Source organism: Carboxylicivirga marina, from assembly GCF_016612505.1.
GTDB lineage: Bacteria > Bacteroidota > Bacteroidia > Bacteroidales > Marinilabiliaceae > Carboxylicivirga > Carboxylicivirga marina.
This window is the reverse complement of sequence record NZ_JAENRR010000066.1, coordinates 1-23,909: the sequence shown is the minus strand read 5'-3', so window position 1 is coordinate 23,909 and position 23,909 is coordinate 1. Positions and strand designations below refer to the sequence as shown.

General features: G+C 40.5%; 21 protein-coding genes. 9 read left to right on the top strand and 12 right to left on the bottom strand.

The window, feature by feature from the left end:
* Window positions 1–379: 379 nt before the first annotated feature.
* Complete coding sequence (locus JIV24_RS18830) at window positions 380–1,096, bottom strand: GntR family transcriptional regulator (protein WP_200466627.1); 717 nt, start codon at window positions 1,094–1,096, stop codon at window positions 380–382.
* Between the two features lie 159 nt (window positions 1,097–1,255).
* Between JIV24_RS18830 and JIV24_RS18825 the strand changes: the two genes are divergently transcribed.
* The 7 genes from JIV24_RS18825 (at window position 1,256) to JIV24_RS18795 (ending at window position 10,802) form a co-directional block, all read left to right on the top strand.
* A complete protein-coding gene (locus JIV24_RS18825; protein WP_234445884.1) occupies window positions 1,256–2,566 on the top strand; it encodes a dihydrolipoamide acetyltransferase family protein in 1,311 nt (436 codons plus the stop codon).
* A gap of 3 nt (window positions 2,567–2,569) precedes the next feature.
* The gene (lpdA, locus tag JIV24_RS18820) at window positions 2,570–3,937 is read left to right on the top strand and encodes a dihydrolipoyl dehydrogenase (RefSeq protein ID WP_200466626.1); all 1,368 of its coding nucleotides are present in this window, start codon (window positions 2,570–2,572) and stop codon (window positions 3,935–3,937) included.
* A gap of 31 nt (window positions 3,938–3,968) precedes the next feature.
* Entirely contained in the window at window positions 3,969–6,437 is a 2,469-nt protein-coding gene (locus JIV24_RS18815) for an alpha-ketoacid dehydrogenase subunit alpha/beta (protein WP_200466625.1), read from the top strand.
* Between the two features lie 10 nt (window positions 6,438–6,447).
* Window positions 6,448–7,683 (top strand): PHP domain-containing protein, encoded by a 1,236-nt coding sequence (locus JIV24_RS18810; protein WP_200466624.1) that lies wholly within the window; start codon window positions 6,448–6,450, stop codon window positions 7,681–7,683.
* Window positions 7,670–8,758, top strand: coding sequence for an SDR family NAD(P)-dependent oxidoreductase (locus tag JIV24_RS18805; protein WP_200466623.1), 1,089 nt, complete (start codon window positions 7,670–7,672; stop codon window positions 8,756–8,758). Before JIV24_RS18810 ends, JIV24_RS18805 begins: the two co-directional genes overlap by 14 nt.
* Before the next feature lie 91 nt (window positions 8,759–8,849).
* On the top strand, window positions 8,850–10,118 hold the full coding sequence (locus JIV24_RS18800) for a zinc-binding dehydrogenase (protein WP_200466622.1): 1,269 nt from the start codon (window positions 8,850–8,852) through the stop codon (window positions 10,116–10,118).
* A gap of 18 nt (window positions 10,119–10,136) precedes the next feature.
* Window positions 10,137–10,802 carry a transaldolase family protein gene (locus JIV24_RS18795; protein WP_200466621.1) on the top strand — a complete coding sequence of 222 codons (666 nt, stop codon included), beginning with the start codon at window positions 10,137–10,139 and terminating at the stop codon, window positions 10,800–10,802.
* 247 nt (window positions 10,803–11,049) lie between these two features.
* On the opposite strand, the gene JIV24_RS18790 is transcribed toward JIV24_RS18795, so the two are convergent.
* From JIV24_RS18790 to JIV24_RS18765, 6 genes are all read right to left on the bottom strand, one after another.
* Window positions 11,050–12,204: an iron-containing alcohol dehydrogenase gene (locus JIV24_RS18790; protein ID WP_200466620.1), complete on the bottom strand. Its 1,155-nt coding sequence runs from the start codon at window positions 12,202–12,204 to the stop codon at window positions 11,050–11,052.
* Window positions 12,205–12,337: 133 nt separating this feature from the next.
* A complete protein-coding gene (locus JIV24_RS18785; RefSeq protein ID WP_234445883.1) occupies window positions 12,338–13,630 on the bottom strand; it encodes a class II aldolase/adducin family protein in 1,293 nt (430 codons plus the stop codon).
* Between the two features lie 96 nt (window positions 13,631–13,726).
* Complete coding sequence (gene fucP / locus JIV24_RS18780; RefSeq protein WP_200466619.1) at window positions 13,727–15,007, bottom strand: L-fucose:H+ symporter permease; 1,281 nt, start codon at window positions 15,005–15,007, stop codon at window positions 13,727–13,729.
* 13 nt (window positions 15,008–15,020) lie between these two features.
* Window positions 15,021–15,458 (bottom strand): L-fucose mutarotase, encoded by a 438-nt coding sequence (fucU, locus tag JIV24_RS18775; protein WP_200466618.1) that lies wholly within the window; start codon window positions 15,456–15,458, stop codon window positions 15,021–15,023.
* Window positions 15,459–15,469: 11 nt separating this feature from the next.
* Window positions 15,470–16,939: an L-fuculokinase gene (fucK, locus tag JIV24_RS18770; protein ID WP_200466617.1), complete on the bottom strand. Its 1,470-nt coding sequence runs from the start codon at window positions 16,937–16,939 to the stop codon at window positions 15,470–15,472.
* A gap of 76 nt (window positions 16,940–17,015) precedes the next feature.
* Complete coding sequence (locus tag JIV24_RS18765) at window positions 17,016–18,803, bottom strand: L-fucose isomerase (protein ID WP_200466616.1); 1,788 nt, start codon at window positions 18,801–18,803, stop codon at window positions 17,016–17,018.
* A 147-nt stretch (window positions 18,804–18,950) separates the two neighbouring features.
* On the opposite strand from JIV24_RS18765, the gene JIV24_RS18760 reads away from it, so the two are divergent.
* Complete coding sequence (locus JIV24_RS18760) at window positions 18,951–19,859, top strand: AraC family transcriptional regulator (RefSeq protein WP_200466615.1); 909 nt, start codon at window positions 18,951–18,953, stop codon at window positions 19,857–19,859.
* A gap of 15 nt (window positions 19,860–19,874) precedes the next feature.
* On the opposite strand, the gene JIV24_RS18755 is transcribed toward JIV24_RS18760, so the two are convergent.
* The 4 genes from JIV24_RS18755 to JIV24_RS18740 all read right to left on the bottom strand — a co-directional run bounded on the left by JIV24_RS18755 (window position 19,875) and on the right by JIV24_RS18740 (window position 21,949).
* Window positions 19,875–20,684 carry an AraC family transcriptional regulator gene (locus JIV24_RS18755; protein ID WP_200466614.1) on the bottom strand — a complete coding sequence of 270 codons (810 nt, stop codon included), beginning with the start codon at window positions 20,682–20,684 and terminating at the stop codon, window positions 19,875–19,877.
* 60 nt (window positions 20,685–20,744) lie between these two features.
* On the bottom strand, window positions 20,745–21,101 hold the full coding sequence (locus JIV24_RS18750; protein ID WP_200466613.1) for a VOC family protein: 357 nt from the start codon (window positions 21,099–21,101) through the stop codon (window positions 20,745–20,747).
* Between the two features lie 328 nt (window positions 21,102–21,429).
* On the bottom strand, window positions 21,430–21,717 hold the full coding sequence (locus tag JIV24_RS18745; protein WP_200466612.1) for a type II toxin-antitoxin system RelE/ParE family toxin: 288 nt from the start codon (window positions 21,715–21,717) through the stop codon (window positions 21,430–21,432).
* Window positions 21,704–21,949 (bottom strand): ribbon-helix-helix domain-containing protein, encoded by a 246-nt coding sequence (locus JIV24_RS18740; protein WP_200466611.1) that lies wholly within the window; start codon window positions 21,947–21,949, stop codon window positions 21,704–21,706. Before JIV24_RS18740 ends, JIV24_RS18745 begins: the two co-directional genes overlap by 14 nt.
* A 65-nt stretch (window positions 21,950–22,014) precedes the next feature.
* On the opposite strand from JIV24_RS18740, the gene JIV24_RS18735 reads away from it, so the two are divergent.
* Entirely contained in the window at window positions 22,015–22,974 is a 960-nt protein-coding gene (locus tag JIV24_RS18735; protein ID WP_234445882.1) for a reverse transcriptase domain-containing protein, read from the top strand.
* A gap of 184 nt (window positions 22,975–23,158) precedes the next feature.
* Here the strand turns inward: JIV24_RS18735 and JIV24_RS18730 are convergent, their stop codons facing one another.
* Window positions 23,159–23,530 (bottom strand): hypothetical protein, encoded by a 372-nt coding sequence (locus tag JIV24_RS18730; protein ID WP_234445881.1) that lies wholly within the window; start codon window positions 23,528–23,530, stop codon window positions 23,159–23,161.
* Window positions 23,531–23,909: the final 379 nt, after the last annotated feature.

Here is a 23,909-nt window from a genome sequence, read left to right as displayed (position 1 = left end):
TTTATTCTGAAGCATGATTCTTTTGTTAATATCGCACCATTAATATACTGATTATTAATGAATTAACAAAGCGAATCGTGCTTCTTTTTGCTTGACATTCAGCGTTTTAACTTACGTGGGAAACATCAGTAATTGAGCTTATCTATTGCGTTTTTATCAATGTATGTGTATTATTGTGTTGATAAGCAATGGCTTAAAAAAGTGGGTGACCTACTAGGTGACCTCATGGAAATAAAATATATAAAGATAAGGAAATAAGTGTTTTACGAGATAGTAGTATCGTCCTGGTACCCTGACGAAGTAATAATCAATTACAATCAAAAGCTCGTGAATCGTAGGATTTATGGGTTTTTTTTGGTTTTAAACAATAATGGATATTTTAAAACGTACCATATAAACCATATTCATTGGTATTACAATATACCTGACTGTAAAAGGAATAACCGTCTTTGTTGGTTTCCATTTTTCTATCAAGTCTGAGAATAGGATAGCCCACTTCAACATTAAAGTACTCCTGGACTTTTTTGTCTGCTTTAATGGCCATCAGCTTTTGTTCTCCTCCTAACACTTCAATTTGGTAGGCTGTGCGCATTATTTCAAATAACGATCGATTTTCAAAATTTCGACTTGAAAAGCGTGGTAGATTGATATTGGGGATTAAAGTTATATCATAAAATATTGGTTGCTTATTCATGATGCGCAGTCGTTCAAGACGATAACAGCCCACTTCTTTTTCGAAATCAAGCAGAGGAAAGCCAAAAGCATCATCGCATTTTATGAGCGATGGTTTTACAATCAGCTTTGTTTCCAAATTATCTTTACCAATGGCCGATGTGGTGCCTGATAATGACAGGATGCCAACGCCTTGTGGCTGACCTTGTACGATGCTTCCTTTGCCTTGTTTTTTGCGAATATAACCTTCGTGCACCAACCTGTCCAGTGCTTTTCTGACGGTTGGTCGTGTTACATTGTGGGTAGTGCACAATTCATTCTCCGAGGGCAGAATATCTCCTTTGATATACGAGCCTTCAGTTATGTGTTTGCGCAATTGCTCATAGAGGATTTTATATGGAGGAAGTGTTGCTTTTGAATTCATAATATTAATTTGATGTAAAGATAAGTATAAATAGATGTCTATACAAGTGACTTGTAAATAGTGTTAAAGATATGAAACAAAAGGGTTTCGAATAAAATGAATAATTAACTTGTATATACAAGTGGTTGTAAATAGATTTGTTTCAAAATATTATAAATCATGGCTAACGCAATCATTATGCCTCGACAGGGGCAATCAGTAGAATCCTGCATTTTTACCGAGTGGTATAAACAAGTGGGTGATGAAATCAAAACTGGTGATATACTTTTCGCATATGAAACCGATAAAGCATCTTTTGAGCAAGAAGCAGAGGAAGATGGTGTCCTTTTAACGACATTTTGTGAAGCAGGAGACGAAATTCCGGTACTTCAGAATATTGGAGTCATCGGACAAGCTGGTGATGATATTAGTGGGTTTGGACAAGAAGCGGCGCAAGAAGATACAGCAATTGAAAAGGCAGAAAGTGTAGAAGAGGAGGTGGTTGATTCTCAAGTAGAGCTTGTTTTAAAAGATAGGGTAAGTAATGATAAGGTTAGAATTTCGCCAAGAGCTAAAAAACTAGCTGAAGCAGAGCTTGTGCCTTATAAGAAAATTGAGGGTTCAGGGCCCGAAGGACGAATCATCATTAGAGATATTGAAGCTTATTTGGCTTCTGTGCCTAAAACAACGCCACTGGCAAAGGCCATTATTCAAGAAGAGGGACTTCAGGCGCCAGAGAATGGAAGTGGATTAGATGGCATAGTTAAGTCGACTGATTTATCAAGCAATCCGGTTTATTCCGATGATTTTGAGATTAAGAAGTTACCAAATATCCGCAAGCTCATTGCAAAAGCAATGCATGCCTCATTGCAAAATTCGGCACAGTTAACGCACCATTTGGGAGCCGATGCTCGCCGTTTGCTCGAATTGCGCAAACAAGTGAAAGCAACTGAAGGGGCTCCAAATATCACCATCAACGACATGGTTTGTTTTGCGGTTATCAAAGCACTTAAACAGTTTCCTGATGCCAATGCGCATTTTCTGGGAGATAGTGTAAAGTATTTTAATAAAGTGCACTTAGGCCTGGCCGTTGATACCGACAGGGGATTAATGGTACCTGCCATCAAAAATGCCGAAGATTTATCGATAACTGGTTTATCCAATCAATTTAAAGTGGTGGCTGAATCGTGTCGTCAAGGAAATATCGACCCGGAGTTGTTGTCATCAGAAGCTGCTTCATTTACAGTTTCCAACCTGGGAAATTATGGAGTTGAAATGTTTACGCCGGTGATTAATCTTCCGCAGGTGGCCATTTTGGGTGTTAATACCATTGTGCCGCGTCCGGCCGATTTGGGAGGTGGTGTCTATGGTTTTGTACCTTACATGGGATTGAGTTTAACCTACGACCATCAAGCTCTGGATGGAGGACTGGCAACACGTTTCTTAAAGCAAATAGCCATTGAAATAGAAAACCTTTCAATCGACACTTAAGCCATGGAAAAGAAATATGATTTAGCAATAATAGGGGGAGGACCAGCCGGTTACGTGGCAGCAGAGCGTGCCGGAGCCAAAGGTTTAAAAGTGGTGCTCTTCGAAAAGAAAGAACTGGGTGGCGTGTGTCTCAATGAAGGTTGTATGCCTACCAAAACCTTGTTATACAGTGCCAAACTATACGATAATGCTAAAGCGGGCAATAAGTATGGTGTTGAAGCTGGTGATTTATCATTCAGCTTTGATAAGATGATGGCACGCAAAAAAAAGGTGGTTAAGAAACTCGTCGGAGGCGTTGGTGTCAAGATGAAACAATTTAAGGTGGAAGTTATGAATGAGTCTGCCTTTATAAAAGGACGTACCCAACGGGGTATCGAATTAGCATTTCAAGGAGGAACGATAATGGCTTCGAACCTGTTAATATGCACAGGTTCTGAAGCTTTTATCCCGCCAATTCCTGGTGTGGAAAACAATGATGCCATCATGACAAATCGCGAGATTCTGGCTTTAGAAGTGCAGCCAAAAGAATTAGTGATTATCGGCGGAGGCGTTATCGGAATGGAATTCGCCAGTTTCTTCAATAGCCTTGGCACTAAAGTGACCATTGTAGAAATGATGGATGAAATTCTTACGGGAATGGATGTTGCGCAAAGCGCTATGCTTCGTCAGATGTATGTCAAAAAAGGCATTGACTTTAATCTTTCATCCAGAGTAACAAAAGTTGAAGGAACATCGGTCACTTTCGAAAAAGATGGTCAGTCTCAAATCATTCAGGGCGATAAGGTATTGATGAGTGTTGGTCGTAAGCCGGTGACGACCGGATTTGGTTTAGAGATTCTTGGAGTAGAGCTACATAATGGTGGCATAAAAGTGGATGAAAAGATGCGCACTAATATCCCCAATGTATATGCAGCCGGTGATGTTACCGGATTTTCCTTGCTAGCCCATACTGCCAGTCGCGAAGGAGAAGTAGTGGTGAATAACCTTACAGGTGGCAATGACCAGATGCGTTACAATGCCATACCAGGTGTTGTCTACACCAATCCAGAATTATCAGGTGTAGGGCTCACTGAAGAAGCAGCCAAAGCAAAAGGAATTGAAGTAAAAGTGGCTCAACTGCCTATGGCCTATGCCGGACGCTTTATTGCCGAGAACGAAGGTGGCTCAGGTATGTGTAAACTGTTGGTAGGTGCCAAATATGGCGAAGTATTGGGGGTTCATATGTTAGGCAATCCATCAAGTGAAATGATCTACGGTGCCTGTATGGCCATCGAAAACGAAATGACATTAAAGGAAATGGAGCAGGTGGTGTTCCCACATCCTACTGTTTCAGAAATATTCAGAGAAACAATATTCAGTTTCTCTCATTAATCTCAGTTGCTAATTATAAAAGTTTAGAATAATGCCAAAATCACAATTTATAGACCCTGCAAAGGTTCGTCAGTCAAGTAAAATAGAGTTTAAAGATATTCCGGTTAATCAGTACGATAAAAGTATTGAAGAGGAGAAAGTAAATTTTTCGAAAGAACAATTTATCGGTATTTATCACGATATGGTTTTGATTCGTGAGTTTGAAACCATGTTGAATGAAATTAAGATCAAAGGTGAGTATCAGGGGATTGGTTATAACCACCCGGGTCCGGCTCACTTATCCATTGGTCAGGAGTCGGCTGCTGTAGGTATGGCTTACCATTTAGATGAGCAGGACTTTATTTTTGGTTCGCACCGTTCGCATGGTGAGATTTTAGCCAAAGGTATGTCGGCCATTCATAAAATGGATGACGATACCCTCATGGATGTAATGAAACATTTCTTCGATGGAACCATACTGAAAATTGTATCTGAAAACCATCAGGGTGATTTAAAGTCATTGGCACGTCGTTTTTTAGTTTACGGTACATTGGCTGAGGTTTTTGCACGTGAGACCGGCTTTAATAAAGGGCTAGGCGGTTCGATGCATGCCTTCTTTACACCATTTGGTGTGTATCCTAACAATGCCATTGTGGGTGGTTCAGGCGATATTGCTGTTGGTGCCGCACTCTTTAAAAAAGTTAACCAGAAAGAAGGCGTGGTTGTTGCCAATATTGGTGATGCTTCCATGGCTTGTGGTCCGGTTTGGGAAGGACTTGCCTTTGCTTCGATGGATCAGTTTGAGCAACTGTGGGAAGGTGCCTATAAAGGTGGTTTACCCATTATTTTCAACATCATGAATAACCAGTACGGTATGGGAGGCCAGACCTGTGGTGAAACCATGGGTTATGACATAGCCGCACGTATTGGTGCCGGTGTTAACCGCGATAGCATGCATGCTGAGCGTGTGGATGGTTATAACCCATTGGCGGTTATTGATGCTTATCAGCGTAAGCTCGAATTATTAAAAGATAAAAAAGGGCCGGTATTGCTAGATGTACTGACCTATCGTTATAGTGGACACTCTCCATCTGATGCTTCATCGTACCGCAGTAAAGAAGAAGTTGAGGCCTGGGAGAAGCAGGATTGTATTACATCCTATGGTGCAGAGTTGGTACAAAGCGGTGTGGTGGCTCAGGATGAGCTGAATGCCATTAAGGCTGATGTAACCGAATTGATGAAATACTCAATGACTTTAGCCATCGACGAAGAAGTGTCACCACGCATGGATTTAGTGAAGCACCCTGAGTTGATAGGTGAGATGATGTTTTCAGAAGGTAGCGAAGACAAGATGGAAGATCGTCCGGTGGAAGTGAATCATCCAATGGAAGAAAATCCTCGTGTGAAGCAGATTGCCAAAAAAGAGCGTTTCGCCTTTGATGCCAATGGAAAACCATTCTCTAAAATTAAGCAATACCAATTGCGTGATGGTTTGTTCGAAGCCATTGCCGACCGTTTTTATAAAGACCCAACATTAGTTGCTTACGGAGAAGAAAACCGTGACTGGGGTGGTGCTTTTGCTGTGTATCGTGGTTTAACCGAAGCATTACCATATAACCGCTTGTTTAACTCGCCTATTTCGGAAGCATCTATCATAGGAACAGCCATTGGTTATGCCATGTGTGGTGGTCGCGTTATTCCTGAGATTATGTATTGCGATTTCTTGGGGCGTTGTGGTGATGAGGTGTTTAACCAGTTACCTAAATGGCAGGCCATGTCGGGTAATGTGATAAAGATGCCGGTAGTGATTCGTGTGTCGGTTGGTTCTAAATATGGAGCACAGCACTCACAGGATTGGTCATCATTAGTAGCACATATTCCTGGACTGAAAGTGTGTTTCCCTGCTACACCTTACGATGCCAAAGGGTTGATGAATACAGCCCTTCAGGGAACCGATCCAGTGATTTTCTTCGAGAGCCAGCGTATCTATGATATTGGTGAGCAGTTCCATAAAGACGGGGTGCCTGAAGAATACTACGAAATTCCATTTGGCGAACCGGATGTAAAAAAAGAAGGTAAAGATATTACGATATTATCCATCGGTGCTACTGTTTACCGTGCGCTTGAGGCTGCTAAAGAGTTGGAAGAGAAATATGGTATGTCGGCCGAGGTGATTGATGCCCGTTCAATTGTTCCATTTAATTACGAACCGGTTATTGAAAGCTTGAAAAAGACGGGCCGCATTTTATTAACCAGCGATGCCAACGAGCGTGGTTCTTTCCTAAAAGATATGGCTCAGCGCATTACCGAACTGGCTTTTGACGAGCTGGATGCGCCGCCTGTTGTGGTTGGTTCGCGTAACTGGATTACGCCGGCCTATGAGTTGGAAGACTATTTCTTCCCAACAAAAGACTGGATAATGGATGCTGTACATGAGAAGATTGTGCCATTAAAAGGCCATAGTGTAGCGAATAACTTCACTAATGCTGAAATAATTCGTCGCTCTAAATTAGGTATTTAACAGAACAATAATGAGCTACATAGACCGCATCCAAGATTTCTCTCCCGAAGCAGCTTCGGGGGAGTCCGAACCTCTTAAGGTGAACAATCACCTGCATACTCCCTATTCATTTAGTGCATTTGCAACTGTAGAAGAGGCCTTAGATCAGGCATTGGAAGAGAATGTGCAGGTAGTAGGGGTGAATGATTTTTACACATTTGAAGCCTATCAAAAATGGTGTGATGGCGCTTTCAAAAGAGGGCTGTTTCCATTGTTTAATGTTGAATTTATCGGTATTAATCAGGAAGATAAAAAGAACGGGTTCTTAATTAACGATCCATCTAACCCGGGGCGTATCTACATCAGTGGTAAAGCGTTGGCTTATCCCTCTGTTTTGTCAGATGAGGACCAAAAGGTACTGGATGACATTATGGTGCTAAACAATCAACGCTCTGAAGAAATGACGCAGAAGTTAAATGATTGGTTTAAAGAGGTTGGTTTTGGCTATGAATTAAATTTTGATGACATTAAAAGAAATCTGACCAGTGGTCATGTGCGTGAACGTCATTTGGCTTTGGCAATTAGGTTGTTAGCTGAGAAGCATTATCATTATACTGAACGCTTACTGGGTTTTTACCTCTTGCTTTTCGGAAATAAGTGCTTCGAAAGTAACTTACATTCGTCAGCAGGCATGGAAAATGAGATTAGAAGTGCCTTACTAAAGGCGGGTAAGCCCGCATATGTTGAAGAAAATCCGGATGCCTTTGCACCTAGTAGTGTGATTAAAGAAATTATCTTAAAAGCTGGCGGCGTGCCTACCTATCCGTTTCTGGCCGATGCTGTAAGGGGATACACTGATTTTGAACGTGAACTACATAAAGTAACCGAAGGCCTTAAGCGTCGAAATATCTATTCGGTAGAACTGATACCTACCCGTAATTCGCATCAGGTACTTAAAGAGTATGCTGTATACTTAAGGAAGCATGGCTTCGTTGTGAGCTTTGGTACTGAGCATAATAGCCCAGGTAGGCAGCCAATTGAGGTAATGGCTAAAGGTGGCGTGCCCCTGGATGATGAATTGCTGAAGATAAATTATGAAGGAGCCTGTATTTTAGCCGCACATCAATACTTGTTTGCTAAAGAAGGCAAAGGTATATTGAACGAGACTGGTGTGTTCATTCAGGAAAGACGAGAAGAGTTTTTCAACTTAGGAAATGCTCTCATAAAACATGTAACTTGTAAAAAAGAACTTCATGGAGTTGATTGATATAATACCGATGGTGCGCATGCTGTTATCAGAGTCAGCATTGGTAAGCTGTAAAGGGCACCTGGACGCAGATGAACAGTGTGATTCTGCCTCTGATGCTTGTGTTCGTATCGAAGAAAGTGACAACAAGGATCATTTGATAGCCGCTTTAAAAGAGCACTTATCACAGGTGTCAGAACCTGTTAAAACCATTTCTATCAAAGGAAAAGGGGTGATTTCTGTTGAATACCCGCAAGGTGCAATTGTAAATGATGTGGTTGGAAATCGCATTATCATTGTAACCGGTGGAGCACAGGGCTTTGGCGGTGGTGTTGCCGAGGAATTATTCGCTAAAGGCGCACATGTTGTTGTGGCCGACTTAAACGAGGAAGTGGGTAATGCAATGGTGAACAAGCTGAATAGTTTAGGGCAAAGCAATAAAGCCATTTTTGTACCTGTAAATGTAGGGGATTCGGATTCTGTTAAGCGCATGATTGAACAAACGGTGTTGCAATTAGGTGGTGTTGATGCCATTATTAGTAATGCAGGAATTTTACGTGCCGGAGGATTGGACGAGATGGAGCCGGATACTTTTGAATTAATGACCAAAGTGAATTATAGTGGTTATTTCTATTGTGCCAAGCATGCTTCACGTGTGATGAAGCTTCAGGCTGAAGTGGCACCGCAACATTTCACGGACATCATACAGATTAACTCCAAATCAGGATTAAAAGGCAGTAACCGTAATTTTGCCTATGCAGGTGGTAAGTTTGGCGGTATTGGTCTAACACAGTCTTTTGCACTGGAACTGATGCCTCACAATATTAAAGTGAACTCCATTTGTCCGGGTAATTTCTTTGATGGCCCACTATGGAGCGATCCTGAGAATGGACTCTTTGTGCAATACCTTAAAGCCGGTAAAGTGCCAGGTGCTCTTACCATTGAAGATGTTCAGACGCATTACGAGAAACAAGTGCCGGCAGGACGCGGTTGTCGTGTAAAAGATGTGGCCAAAGCCATCGTATATGTTATTGATCAGGAATATGAAACGGGTCAGGCCATTCCGGTAACAGGAGGCCAGGAAATGCTCAGATAGATGAACGATGATGTTTGAATGATGATGTATGATGCGGGTTTATCGACTAATGTCTTGATTCTTGTGTCTTATATCTTGATACTATAAGAAAATGAAAACAAAAGCAGTACGATTATATGGTAAAAAAGACCTTCGCATTGAGGAGTTTGAATTACCGCCAATAACAGAAAATGAGGTATTAGCCAAGGTAGTGACAGACAGTTTGTGTATGTCAAGCTATAAAGCCGCTAACCAGGCAATAGATCATAAACGTGTGCCAAATGATATTGCAGATAATCCCATTATAATTGGTCATGAGTTTGCCGGAGAAATAGTAGAAGTAGGTGCCAACTGGACAGATAAGTTTAAAGCGGGTCAGAAGTTTTCCATACAACCCGCTATTTATTATGAAGATGGGCCTGTTGGTGTGTTAAGTGCACCAGGTTATTCTTATCAACACATCGGAGGTGATGCAACCTATGTCATTATCCCTAAAGATGTGTTGGTGCAAGATTGTTTGTTGGCTTATGATGGTCCAGGTTACTACCCTGCATCATTAGCCGAGCCATTAAGTTGTGTGATTGGAGCCATGCATGCCAATTATCACACCAAAGCAGGTAGTTATGTGCACGATATGGAGATAGTGGAAGGCGGTAAAATGGCGATATTAGCAGGTGTTGGACCAATGGGTTTGGCGGCTATCAATTATGCGCTTCGTCGTGAAGACCGTAAGCCATCTTTATTGGTGGTTACCGATATTGATCAGGAGCGATTAGATAGAGCGGCAAGCTTATATACGGTTGAATTTGCAGCATCAAAGGGTATTGATTTACGATATGTCAATACATCAAAAATGAAGGATGCTGTTGACGGCTTACGCGAAATTACTGGAGGTGATGGTTACAACGATGTATTTGTATTTGCGCCGGTACCACAAGTGATTGAGCAAGGAGATGCCATTCTGGGTTTTGATGGATGCCTAAACTTCTTTGCCGGTCCATCTAACACAGATTTTTCTGCCAGGATGAACTTTTATAATGTGCATTACGCCTATACACATATTGTGGGTACTTCTGGTGGTAATACCTGCGATATGAAAGAGGCTCTCGAAATTATGACCAAAGGATTGGATCCGGCTGGTTTGGTAACGCACATTGGTGGTTTGAATGTTGTTCCCGAAGCTACTTTAGATTTGCCGAATATCCCTGGTGGTAAAAAGCTTATTTATCCTCATGTTGAGATGCCCTTAATAGCCATTTCAGATTTTAAAGAAAAAGGTAAAGAAGATAAATTATTTGCTGAGTTGGCTTTGTTATGTGATAAACACAATGGTTTGTGGAATGTAGAGGCAGAAGCTTATTTATTGGCTAACTTTGTGTAGAAATATAACACGACAAATATGATTTATTTAGCTGATACAGCCGACGTAGAGGAGCTAAAAAAGCTGTTCTATTATTTTCCTGTTGAAGGAGTAACAACCAATCCAACCATTATCGCATTGGCCGGAAAGCCCATGTCGATTATTATGCCTGAGTTAATTGAAATTGTGCAGGATAAAATGTTACATGTGCAGATGATTAGTAATAAGGCTGATGATATGTTGCGGGAGGCCATCGCTTATAAAGCAAAGTATAGTTTAGGCGATAATTACTATGCCAAAATACCGGTGACTGCAGAAGGCTATAAAGCAATGCCTATGATTAAGGATGCTGGTATTAATGTGACGGCCACAGCAATTTTCACACAGCAGCAGGCATTGGTAGCAGCGAGGGCAGGAGCCGATTGGGTAGCACCATATGTCAATCGTCTGGATAATATTTCATCGCACGGTATTGAAGTGGTTGGAAATATAGTGGAGAATATCGAGCGCTTCGGATTAAAAACAAAAGTATTGGCAGCCAGCTTTAAAACGGTAGACCAGGTTCACCGGGTGAGTATGATGGGTAGCCAGGCTGCAACAATTAATTTTGAAATATTAGAGCGTTTGCGCAGTCACCCAATGACAGATATGAGTGTTGAGTGGTTTGAGAAAGATGCAGGTGGCTTATACGATATTGATTTTTGACTGTAAATAGTACAGTTGAGTGGTTCTTCAAACTGAAAAGCACCCTTGATAAACGTATTAAGGGTGTTTTTTTATGTGTTTTATTTCCGAAAAATCGTACGAATACCGATTACAAACCAAAACGATTGATAAAAAAATAATCTGAGCTTTTGTATCGGCATTAACCATTGTATAAAAACAATTCCTAAGAAACAGATGGGATTCATTTCTTAGGAATTGATATTAAGAGTTTATAGACCAAACGGAATTACATAGCACTTTCATAGATGGCTACGGCATCTTCAAAAGAAACTTCTTTTGGATTTCCACCTGTACAAACATCTGCCAATGCATTTTTAGCCATCAATTCAAAATCCTCAGGTTTAGCACCCAGCTCTTTAATGCCAGATGGAATACCTACATCTTTTGATAATTGAGAGATGACATCCAAGGCGGCCTCTGCTGCTTCATCAATGGTCATGGCTGAAGTGTCAACCCCCATGGCTTCAGCAATTTTTGCAAACTTTTCAGGGCATGCCGACAGGTTAAAGCGTTCAACGTGTGGTAATAATACGGCATTAGCTACCCCATGTGGTGTATTGTATAAACCATCTAATTGGTGAGCTGCTGAATGAACAAAGCCTAATCCACAGTTGGAAAATGCCTGACCGGCAATAAATTGTGCCCAGGCCATTTTGCTTCGAGCTTCCAGATTGCTGCCATCATTAACGGCATCTCTCAGGCTTTCACTGATGAGTTGAATGGCATATAAAGCCATGTGGTCAGACCAGTGAAATGCACCCGCTGTAACATAGGCTTCAACAGCGTGTGTTAATGCGTCCATGCCCGTAGCAGCCGTTAATGGAACAGGCTTGTTGAGCATTAATTCAGGATCGTTAACCGCGATGGAAACTAAACAGTTTTTATCCACCATCACCATTTTTACTTTACGCTCTTCATCCGTTATTACGTAGTTGATGGTTACCTCACTGGCAGTGCCTGCTGTGGTATTGATGGCCGCTATTGGTGTTGATTTTTTCTTCGAAACATGAATGCCTTCGTAATCTTTAATGTTTCCACCATTAGTTGCAAAAATACCAATGGCTTTACCACAATCCTGAGGAGAACCTCCACCAATGGTCAAAATATAATCACATTTGTTTTGCTCAAAAATTGCTAATCCATTGTGTACATTGGCACAAGTCGGGTTAGGCTGTACATCGTCAAAAGTGACGTAGTTATCAGCCTGGTCATCCATTAAATCGGTAACATTCTTTACCACGCCCAATTCATTCAAAATTTTATCTGTTACAATAAGGACCTTGTTACATTCAAGTGCTTTAATTTCTTCAACCAGGTCGGCAATTACGCCAGGTCCCACAAGACTTAATGGTGGTAGATAAATCCTTCTTTTCTCTAACATTCTATTTAAATTAAATCGTGTTTACTGCTGAGGAGCTTCAAAATGGGTAAAATAAAACCGGTATAGAAGTTATTGACGGGTGTCAATAACTCACTATCCGGAATTAATTTAGCTTATTACTTTCTAATTTATTTTAGAAAAATGCTTTGCGTAGTTCATCAATTTCGCCGTCGCTCATCGGCGCAAAAGCACCTAATGACGTTCCCATTACCAATGACTTGGCGCTGAATTCAGCCACTTCAAGGCGGTCAAATGCCTGAAGCAACGAATTACCTGTCATCAATACTGAATCGTTCTCAATGATGGCTCCCGGATTATCTTTTGAGATTAACTCAGGTAGTGTATTGTTATTCGTAAAATGCGAACCAAAAGGTACGTTGGCCATGTCTTGTAAGAAAATCCAGCTTTCAGGAATGGTTCTTACATCTAACTTTTTATGCGTTACACCATAAGCCATCAGGTATTCTGGTTGTGTTAAAATGATGGCGTTAATCTCAGGGTGCATCTCATAAATCTTTTGATGTAACCAGGTTGAGCGGCTCGGTACTTTGTCAGCTTCACACTTGCCATCCTTAACCTGTACAATATCACTTTCCTGAATATCCCAGCGTGTGGCATCTGTTGGAGTAATTAAAAAGTCATTATTGTTCCAACGAACCGATATCGTTCCGTAAGTACTCATCATCAATCCCTGGTCGCAGGCACGGCGTACCATGTTCTTAATTTCCTGTCGAATACCTTTTTCATCAGACGTATATACGACCTCATTCATTTTCGGATAATCAGTCGGAATCTGCTTATTAAAGGTGTCAATTTGATCTTCAGTCAAGAATTGAGGCTCACCAATAATCTTAGAGTTAATGAGCGTACGACAAGCAAACTCAAGTGTCTCAAAACGTTCATAAGCTTTAATGACGTTCTTTCCACCAAGCACGGCACCATGGTTTTCCATAATCACTGAGTCAAATCCATTTTTGAATTGCTCCGAAATGGAATCGCCCAATTCGTTACTTCCCGGAATGTGGTATTTCGCGTAGCCGATAGGGCCGCAAACGGTCTTAACCTGCGGAATGACATTGGTATTAGGCACCTGGCGAACAATACTAAAGGCCACCAGTGCAGGTGGATGTGCGTGAACGACTGATTTTAAATCTGGTCGCTCGACATATATTGCCTTGTGAAAAGGATATTCCATAGATGGTTTGTGTGGGCCAACAATCGTGCCGTCAGCTTTTACACACATGATGTCGCTCGGTTTTAACGAACCCTTGTCAACACCCGATGGTGTTACCCACATATCTCCACTCTCATCCATAATCGAGATGTTACCACCCGAGGTAGTCGTTAATCCCTTTTGGTAGATCCGATTGATAATCATGATGATTTGATCGCGCGGATGTAACAAATTCAAATTTCTTTCTATCATAACTTAAAATTATTTCTTAATCTTCAACCCGTATTCTGTAATAGATTTTCTAATGCATATTATGGGTTAGGTGCTCCATTTTGAGCTTATCAATATTTATGGCTTTAAATTCAATCGATAGGATTGACGTCCATAGTTTGCAATCACCACAAAGCACAATAGTGGCAATATAAAAGAGGCATTGACAGCTGGTAAGAAACCAACGGTTTCAAAGTCAATAATTACTGCCTGTAACATAGGCATGATTGCTCCACCTACAATCGCCATCACCAAACCGGCAGAGCCCATTGTTGTATCCGTACCCACATTACCAAGGGCAATACCATAAATGGTCGGAAACATTAAGGACATGAAAATGGAAGTTGCCACTAAACAATAGAGACCTGGTAAGCCCACTATGAAAATGGCACCGGCAGTTGTTGTAATGCCTCCTATGGCAAACCACATCAGTAACTTACTTGCATTGATATATTTCAGAATAAGTGTGCTTGCAAAGCGACTGACAATAAACATGCCCATGGCAACCATATTGTGATACTGGCCCATTTCTTTGCTTAGGCCCAGGTTTTCGGCATATTGGATAATAAAGGTCCAACACATGATTTGGGCGGCTACATATGCAATTTGTGCTACCACCCCTTTGCGATATACTTTGTTTTTAAGTAATCGTTTAATTGATTGTAATGGATGAATGTGCTCCTGGTGGGCTGTGTCAGGCATTTTAACAACTGCAATAATCACGAGCATGACTAAAACAACTAAGCCCAATGCCACATAGGGATCTCTGATTACCGCCAAATCATGTAGTCTGTCGGCTGCTTTAGTTGCTGCGTCGAGCGAAGAAAAATCAACGCCATGTTTATCAGCTTCTAAATTAGCCAGTACCACCTTTGCTGCGACAATCATTCCCAGAAATGAACCCATTGGATTAAAGGATTGTGCCAGGTTTAAACGTCTTGTCGATGTGTCGCTTGAACCCAACGATAGGATAAATGGATTGGCTGTTGTTTCAAGAAAAGCCAAACCGAAGGTCAGGATATACAATGACCCAACAAAGAAGCCAAATAGTTGAAACTGTGCAGCCGGGTAAAATAGCAATGCGCCAGTGGCGTATAAACCAAGGCCTAATAATATACCCTTTTTATAACTGTATTTTTGAGCAAATAATGCGGCAGGAATAGCCATTGTGGCATAACCGCCATAAAAAGCAAACTGAATAAGTGTAGCTTTGGTGTGTGTCAATTCCATAACCGTTTTAAAAGCGGCTACCATGGGGTTTGTTATATCATTGGCAAAGCCCCACAAAGCGAAAAGGCTTGTGATAAGAATAAATGGAACGAGGTATTTTTTTTCAACAATTTTAGATGGACTAGTCATAGTAACTGATTTTTTACTTGTTAATTGGCGTAACACCCTTCTTTAATAGGATGTTGCCATATTTAGCTGTTTCTCCTGTCATCACTACTGCAAAAGCATTTCTGGCTTTATCATAGAAATCAAAACGGTCAATTCGTTCAATAGGAGCAATGTTAGGATTTGTTTTATGAATGGCCTTTAAGTAGGCATCTTCAACTGATTGTTCAAGTTGATCGCCCTTAACGGCAGCCATCATCGTGAGAGGTGCAGGCACATAAGCGTCTAATTCAAATAATGGTAATATGGCTTCTAACAAATCGGGGATTTTTAGTCCATCAGCTCTTAATACACGCTTATTAAAACTTTCACCAGGAAAATGAGCATCGGCTAAAATAATTTCGTCACCATGCCCCATTCTGTATAGAACAGACAATAGTTCCGGACTTAATAGGGGAGATATTCCTTTTAACATGATTGTGAATTTTATCGTTTAAACTCTATATAGTTTTGATATAATTGTTCGTATATCCCACTGTTAGCTGAAGGCTGAATCAAATTGGGCTTGTAATCTATATTTTGACGTGCTTTTTCAACCGAATTAGATGTTCCGCTACCGGCAAATACAAATAGCGATGCACCAAGTACAGTTGTTTCTTTCTGGTCGATTAATTTAATAGGAATTTTACAAACATCGGCTCTTAATTGATTCCATAATCTGTTTTTAGAACCTCCACCCACGCAAATTATTTGTTCTGCCTTAAACTTGCCTGCCTTTTCAAGTGCCTCCAGCCCCTCTCGCAAGCGAAAAGCTAAACTTTCAAGAAAAGCCCGATAGATCTGACCGCGTCGGGTGCTGATGGTTAGGCCTTTGATGGTTCCTGAATTAATACTTGTGCCATCGTCGTAGAAAGCTGGATCGACAGCCACACCTTGTGCTCCCGGCAATTCAGTTTCTGCATCCTGAATCATCTGTGTGTATAATTCATCGCCACTGTATTGAGGATAAAAATTACGTGAAAACCATTCCAGAACTCCTGAGCCTAACCAGTTTTGACCAATGTTATAAATGCCAGGAACGGCATCACATTCAGTCGTCAGGTTATTTGCTAATTCATCAGGTGATGATGAAAAAGATTGACTTCGTGTCATTAATACTTCCCAGGTGCCTGAGCTAAGCACTGGTTCGTTTAATTTGGCACCTGAACCAAAAATGGCAAATTGGGTGTCATGGCCAGCTAAAAAAACAGGTGTTCCTTCTGGTAATCCTGTTGCCAAAGCAGCTTCATTGGTTATTTCGCCAGCCTTATCGCCAGGTTCACCAATGTGTCCAAATAACTCTTTATCTAAACCAATGCTATCTAGTATTTTGTCTGACAGTTCTCGTTTTGATATGTCTGCCATCATAGCCGTGCCGAGCATGCTGGCATCATTTATTAGAGCACCTGATAATTTGTTAATTAGTAACGAAGGTATAAATAGAAATTGCTGTGCTTGTTGAATAATATCAGGTCTGTTTTCTTTAAACCACACCATTTTATTAATGGTATTGAAAGCATATGGATAGACACCACTTGTTTGATACAGCTCATGAAGCGGCATGTACTTGTCAATGGCATTCATAACCGGCGTTGTGCGCTGACATTGCCAGGAAATTACCGGATAAACAGGTTTGCCAGAAGCATCTACAAATGTTCCATCAACACCAAATGTGGTGACTGATGCACCGGCGATGCGAGCGCAATCAATCTTTGAAGTTACTGAGGATGCGGCAACACAGAGCTTGTTCCAGAGTTTATCCAATTCCCATATTCTGCCTCCCGGGTAGTGCGGGTCTTCATCGGTTTCATTTGGCATAGCATACGAAGCCAGTATTTGGCCTGTCACATCCATGGCAATGACTCTCACATTGGTAGCACCGCAATCAAAAATGATGGCTATATCTTTTTGTGTCATATTTTTTTACAAAAAAAGATTGAGGGCAAAGAGAAGTTAATAAGCATTCTCTTTGCCCATGTCAATCACAGGATAATTATTTTATTCCGTATAAAGAGCCATAATTAGCACACGCTCTGTAATCAGAACCTTCTTTTTCTTCACCGAAGGCTGTCCATGCACTAGGACGGAAAACATCATTGTCGCTAATATTGTGCATCGATACAGGGATACGCAACATAGAAGCTAAGGTAATCAGGTCGGCGCCAATATGTCCATAGCTGATGGCACCATGGTTAGCGCCCCAGTTAGCCATTACATTATATACATCTTTAAATGCACCTTTATCGTTGGTTCTTGGCACGAACCAGGTGGTTGGCCACGTTGGGTTGGTACGCTCATCCAATACCTTGTGAATGTCTTGGTCTAGTTTTACTGTCCATCCTTCTGCAATCTGAAGCACCGGACCAACACCTTTAACCAGGTTAACCCGACTCATGGTCACTGGCATTTCGCCTTCAGTTTTAAATTGAGATGAATAACCTCCACCGCGGAAATATTCACGAATAGCCTGTGGCCATAATGTGTTATCTAAGCATTTTTGCGCTTCCTCTTCGGTAATCTCCCAAAATGGTTTCATGGCCGGATTGCCTTCTGCATCTCGTTGTTGAGCGGTAGCATCCAATGTGGTTGAGCCAGAGTTAATCAAATGAATAATGCCATTTTTGGCCTTGCCAGTCAATTCTTTACCCGTTACACGCTTCACCGCATCAGGGCTCCAATAGGTACGTACATCAGAGAAGATTTGCGCTGTATTTGATAGTAAATGGCCAAATAGCATTGGAACTGCATTTAAGCTATCGTTTTCTGTCGCAAAAATAAATGACTGTCGAATACCGTTCCAGTCGAATGACGAGTTAAGAATAGCTTCGGTAAAGTCAGCATTTGGCTGGTAGTCGGTCCATTGACGCTGCCCCTGAAATCCGCCAAGAATCGCATTTCTACCCAGACCTTCTTCACGGTATCCCATTTCTATGAGTTTAGGGTTGCCAATCATTAAATCGCGACAGATAAGCGTCATTTTAACAACTGTTTCCCACTCGTGTTGCTTACGTGCAGCATCAGCTTGTTTTTCCGGATTGTTTAGGTCGGCGCCCTCTTTACAGTTTTCTTTTGTCCAGGCTAAAGCTTTTTCATATTCACTTTCGTCAAATATTCCTTCGTCAATACGGCGTAAAATTTCGGTAGAGTCAACAAACTCAGCACGAATACCCAGGTAATCCTGGAAGAAGTTAGAATCAACCATCGAACCCGCAATACCCATAGAGCTATATCCAACCGATAAATATGATTTACCATTCATCTGGGCAACAGCTAATCCGGCCTTTAGAAAGCGCAAAATCTTCTCTTGCACATCAGCTGGAATGGATGTATCGCCCGCATCCTGAACATCGCGTCCGTAAATGCCGAAAGTAGGCAGGCCTTTTTGTGTATAGCCCGCCAAAGCAGCAGCTAAATACACCGCTCCCGGACGCTCAGTGCCGTTGAAGCCCCACACTGCTTTGGGAATTAATGGGTCAGTATCCATTACCTCAGTACCATAGCACCAGCAAGGTGTTACAGTTAATGATACAGCTACACCTTCTTTTTTAAATTTATTGGCACACATGGCTGCTTCAGCAACACCACCAATACAAGTGTCGGCAATGACGCATTGTACCGGCTCACCACTGGCATATCGTAAGTTATCCTCGATAAATTTAGCGGCTGATTTAGCCATTTCCATTACTTGTACATCCAATGATTCGCGAACACCACCTTCGCGTCCATCAATTACGGGTCTGATTCCTACTTTTGGTAAGTCACCTATTAATCTGTTAGCCATAGATATATGTTTTTTATATTTTTCTTATTACCTCTTTTTTCTATCAGAAGAAAGGGGTGGTTTTTATCTGTTACAAAATTGTATGCAATTCCATTTTTATGAAATGTTCATTTTCTTTAATTTTGTATCTGTTTTAAACATTGGCTGATGAAAGTTCATAATAAAGTGCCTGATAAAGGAGATCCGTCCGATATTTTACAATTGTTTCCTAAGTACAATTTGCAGATTCACTGTTGCAGATATTGGTGGCTACAGCAATGGGAGTTTAACGAGTTGTCGTTTCCGTATTGGCGGATATACCACAATAGTTATCAGGGTGCTGTAGTGATATATGAAGGAAGAGAATATGCGCTGACTCCCGACAAGATTGTGATGATAGCTCCCAATACATCGTATGCCACGCGCATGCATGACCATGCTATACCTGATTTTGGTTATACTTTAAAGGGGGGGCGGGTAAATGCTTCACTATCCGAAAAACAGCTGTTGACCGAGCAATGTATCTTACACCTCTTTATCCATTTTAATTTAGGCATGCCATATGACAATGTTTCGCCAGGTGTTTTTATTTTTAAATTAACTGAGCATTTAAAAGAAAAGCTTCTGATTATAAAACGTCATTTGAATTATGAACATGCCCGTTTTAGTTTCTACAGCGGTATAGCTATACAATCACTCATTACTGACTTAATAATGGAGTTGCCCCAGGATAGTTGGGAGCTGATAACAAATGATTCGCGAATATTAGACGTCCTTTCATTTATCGAAAATAACATTAGTAATGACTTAAGTAATCCGGCCTTGGCAGACAAGGCTATGTTGGCTACCAATGCCTTCACCCGATTATTTACCGATGAAATAGGTGTGCCACCTCAGAAATATGTAAAGAAAAAAAGAATAGACAAAGCTTGTGTGCTTTTGCACCACTCTAATCTATCAATTGATGAGGTGGCTGTTCAATCGGGTTTCGCCGACCGGTATCATTTCTCTCGAATATTTAAACAAATAACAAATGTTTCTCCTGCCCGATACAAGAAGGAATATGGCATGAAGTGATGTTTTGTCATCCATTTACCCGAAATAGTCAGAGAAATAATCTTCATTATCAAAATACGCTTTCGGTGTTATGCCCGATAGTGCTTTAAAATCATTAATCATATGTGATTGGTCAAAAAAGCCACACTTGTGAGCAATAGCTGTTAAGCTTAATTCTGTGTTTTTCGATTTCTCATAAATGGCATTCTGGAATCGCACAATTTTTAAAAAATGTTTCGGTGTAGTGCCTATAAAATCTGAGAAAGTACGTTCAAATTGTTTTCTGCTCAAAAAAGTTTTAGATGCTAATTCCTCTATGCCTACAATGCCTTTAGCCTGGTTGATATGATTAATGACGTTTCTAATTCTATCATGTTTATGCTTTTTTTCATTCATCTGAATTTGAGTAATCAGGAAATGCTCTACAATCGCAATTCTTTGTTTATAAGTATCTGCACGTGATAAATCATCTTCTAGTTGTTTTACTTTATCCTTCATTATCAACCTCAGGGGGATACTGTAGTTAAATAATTCTTTAATTGGCATGTCAAGAAACATAGATAATCCATGTGGAAGAAAAGATATGGCAAATAGAGAGAGTTTACCAGTAACTTTTAAATCATGATAGTTTTTCAGCTGACCAGTGAGCATGATATTATCATTAATTAGGTTGTTTGGGTCTGTTGATTCTGGTTTGTTATCAAAATAAAATATCATTTCAAATAATCCATTCGGAACAATTCTTTGAATGTGTTCACCCTCCATTGGTATGCAACTCTCTAAACTCCAATACTGTTTAATGTATTGAGATAAAAATCCAGATGGGTATGAAATGTTATAAGCCATATTCTTTCTTTGCAATTGCTGCAGAGACTCTGAAATGTTACTCAGAGCCCCTGTCCAACCTTAATCTTCATATAATCCAACTTTGTTTCCTTCAGTATCAATGATTAATGCGAAGTATCCTCTTCCTTCAGCGTCAATTTTCGTTTTAGATTGAACTATTTTACCTCCATTTTCTGTTACAATAGCCAATGCAGTATTCAAGCCTTTTTCGGTGTGCAAACTTACTAAAACACCATTTGTTGCAGGGGTGAAATCCGGGGCTTGAGAGATGGCGCCCTCTCCATTAGGGAAGCATGCCATTTTTTCCTTTCCAAAATCCATCACCTGGAATTCAATGTTTAGCACTTTACCATAAAATCTGGCAGCTCTTTCAATGTCCGTTGCAGGTATTTCTACCCAAGAAATTAATTTGCTCATCGTTTTAAAATTTAGTTGTTAAAAATTAACGATACAAAAATATATTCGAGCCATTTCTTGTCATTGTAATATTGCGACATTCTCCAACAAAGTGCAAGGTGTGGCTGTATGGCATCGTGAGGAAATTTAACCTTACAATTTTTCCAAATTGAGTTGTTCCAAAGGGTGATTTGGTGGTGGTTGTCGAAGCCACGAAACGACCAAGGTGCACGTTACTCTTTATGCATTATTGCGTTTGTAGCAACAGTACTTTTCTTGTCGAAGTATGCATGGTTAATTTGAAAATAACAAACAACGGAGAAACTGAACGAAAGGAGAATCTTATAATCTATAGCATGTTATGCAAGTCTTGCATTCCGACTATTGCCATTATATCGACAATTCCATTGTTTATTTTGTAATAAATATTGTCTGAGCCACAAACACACCTTCTATATCCTGATTTTATGTAATCAACGGATTCAAAAGCAAATGGCCTCTCCGCAATTTTGTCAAAGTAGTCAAAGAATGTCTCAAAATATTTGTCTGCTTGTGCTACACCAAACTTTTCAACTCCGAAATGATGAATCCGAATTAAATCTTGTTTTGCTGCGTTGCTTAACCTATAATTCGCCATTAAGCAACGACTTTGATTGTTTTAAAATATCTTCTTTGCTGTCATTTGTGAATCCACTTTTCTCAGCTTTATTTAATTTAGCTCTAAGCCAGTCAACTTTAGATTGCTGTTGCCTAGCTTGTCTAATCAAATCATTAACAAGTTCACTTTTGCTCGAATATTCTTCACTGTCCACTTGAGCTTTTAACCATTCATCATTTGGTTTTGAAAATGATATACTTTGTCTTGGCATAATTTCATGTTTTTATGTGATGTAAATATACACCATAAACGAACCATGCGCAAGTCTTTTTTGTATTGCTTCAACAAGCGGTATTGCAGGTGATTGCTATTCGTTTTGAGAAAGATTTCTCCGACCATAGTTTCGGGTTTCGTCCAAAGCGAAACATTCACCAAGCCGTATTACAGGCACAAGTTTACATCAACGAGGGTTATCAGGACATTACTGATATTGACCTGAAAAGCTTTTTCGATGAGGTAGACCACTGTTACCTGTTACAGTTGCTATACCGCAAGATTAAATGCTCTGTAATTCTGCGCTTGATTCGTAAATGGTTGCGAGCACCGATATTAATCGATGGTAAGCTGGTCAAGAGGCGAAAAGGCGTGCCACAGGGCAGCCCTTTAAGTCCACTCTTATCCAATATCGTGTTACACGAGCTGGATAGAGAGTTGGAGCGACAAGGGCTTCGTTTCATCCGTTACGCTGATGATTTTAGCATTTACCTAAAATCAAAATGGATGACTCGTCGGGTTGGTAACCGCATTTACAGGTTCTTAAAGGACAAGTTAAAGTTACCCATCAACCGCGCCAAAAGCGGTATTCGACGTCCTGTTCACTTTACGTGTTTGGGTTTTGGTTTTGTGCCTACCTACCGTAAAGGTAAAAAGGGTAAATACCAGTTAGTGGCAAGCGACAAGAGTTGGAAAAACCTGAAGCAAAAGCTCAAGCGAATCACCCGAAAAACCACGCCCATGAGTTTCGATGAGCGCATCCAAAAGCTGAATGAAGTCAGCCGTGGATGGGTGAATGCTTACCGCTTGGCAAGCATACAAATAAAGCTCGCAGAACTCGATGGATGGTTACGTAATCGTCTGCGTTATTGCATTTGGCATCATTGGAAAAGCCTGATAAGAAAAGGCGTAGCCTTATCCGACTGGGTATTGAACAAGGACAAGCCTATGCATGGAGTCGTACACGTATGGGAGGATGGGCAGTTGCTCAGAGTCCGATACTTGGCACTACCATTACATTGAATCGTTTGAAGCAAAGAGGGTATTTACCCCTAAGTGACATCTACCAACAAATCACGCCTAATAAACGTGATTCGCTCTTTCTGATGACTTAACGAACCGCCGTATACGAGACCCGTACGTACGGTGGTGTCTCCCCCTGCTAGTGTTTGCTAGTGGGGCGGGCTGCTCGATTGTGTGCAGCCTTTTATTGCTTTAAACGTATTTTCCATTTAAAATCTAAACTTATCAGATGCTCATATTTAAAACTAACATCTGGATAAACATTTAATAAAGTTGGTCTATAAATTAACCCAACATGAAAACGTTTTCCAACTTGGTAATAACCATCTATTATGATTCCTATTGAATTATCAGATTTTGTAGCTGGTTCTCGTGTCGCTGGGACACTGCCTCCATGATAAGTTAAACTCCATGTATTCCTAGAAAAGTTTAAACCATATCCAATTGTATACCTTTTAATCCTATGGTTGTCTGTTAAACTTGCATAAACAGAATACATATCTTCCGTTTCACCTTCAAAGTCAACTGGCGCAGGAAAAGGAATGAAGAAATCCATAACAGCACTTCCTGTCAATGATAAATACTTATTATCCTTGTAGTAATATTCCAATCCTGCCGAAACACCCCAAAATCCAGTATTAACTTTTGTCGGTTCTTGAAACGGTTGTAGATAAAAATTGTTAACCCAAGGAAGTGAATAAGTAAGATTAATCTGTCTTTTATGAGTTGTTTTGTAGTAATCGTATATCCCTATTGTAGTATCAGATGGATTAATCTTAATAGTCCAAGGATATTCATATCTCTTCGGAGATTTTCTTTCAATTAAAGCACCAATACCGTAATTAAAGATATTTAATTTAGGGTGCAGTTCTCATATTACGCAGCATTTTTAGTGTAGTATACGTCAGAAAAATGTTTCCAAAAACCATCCCATC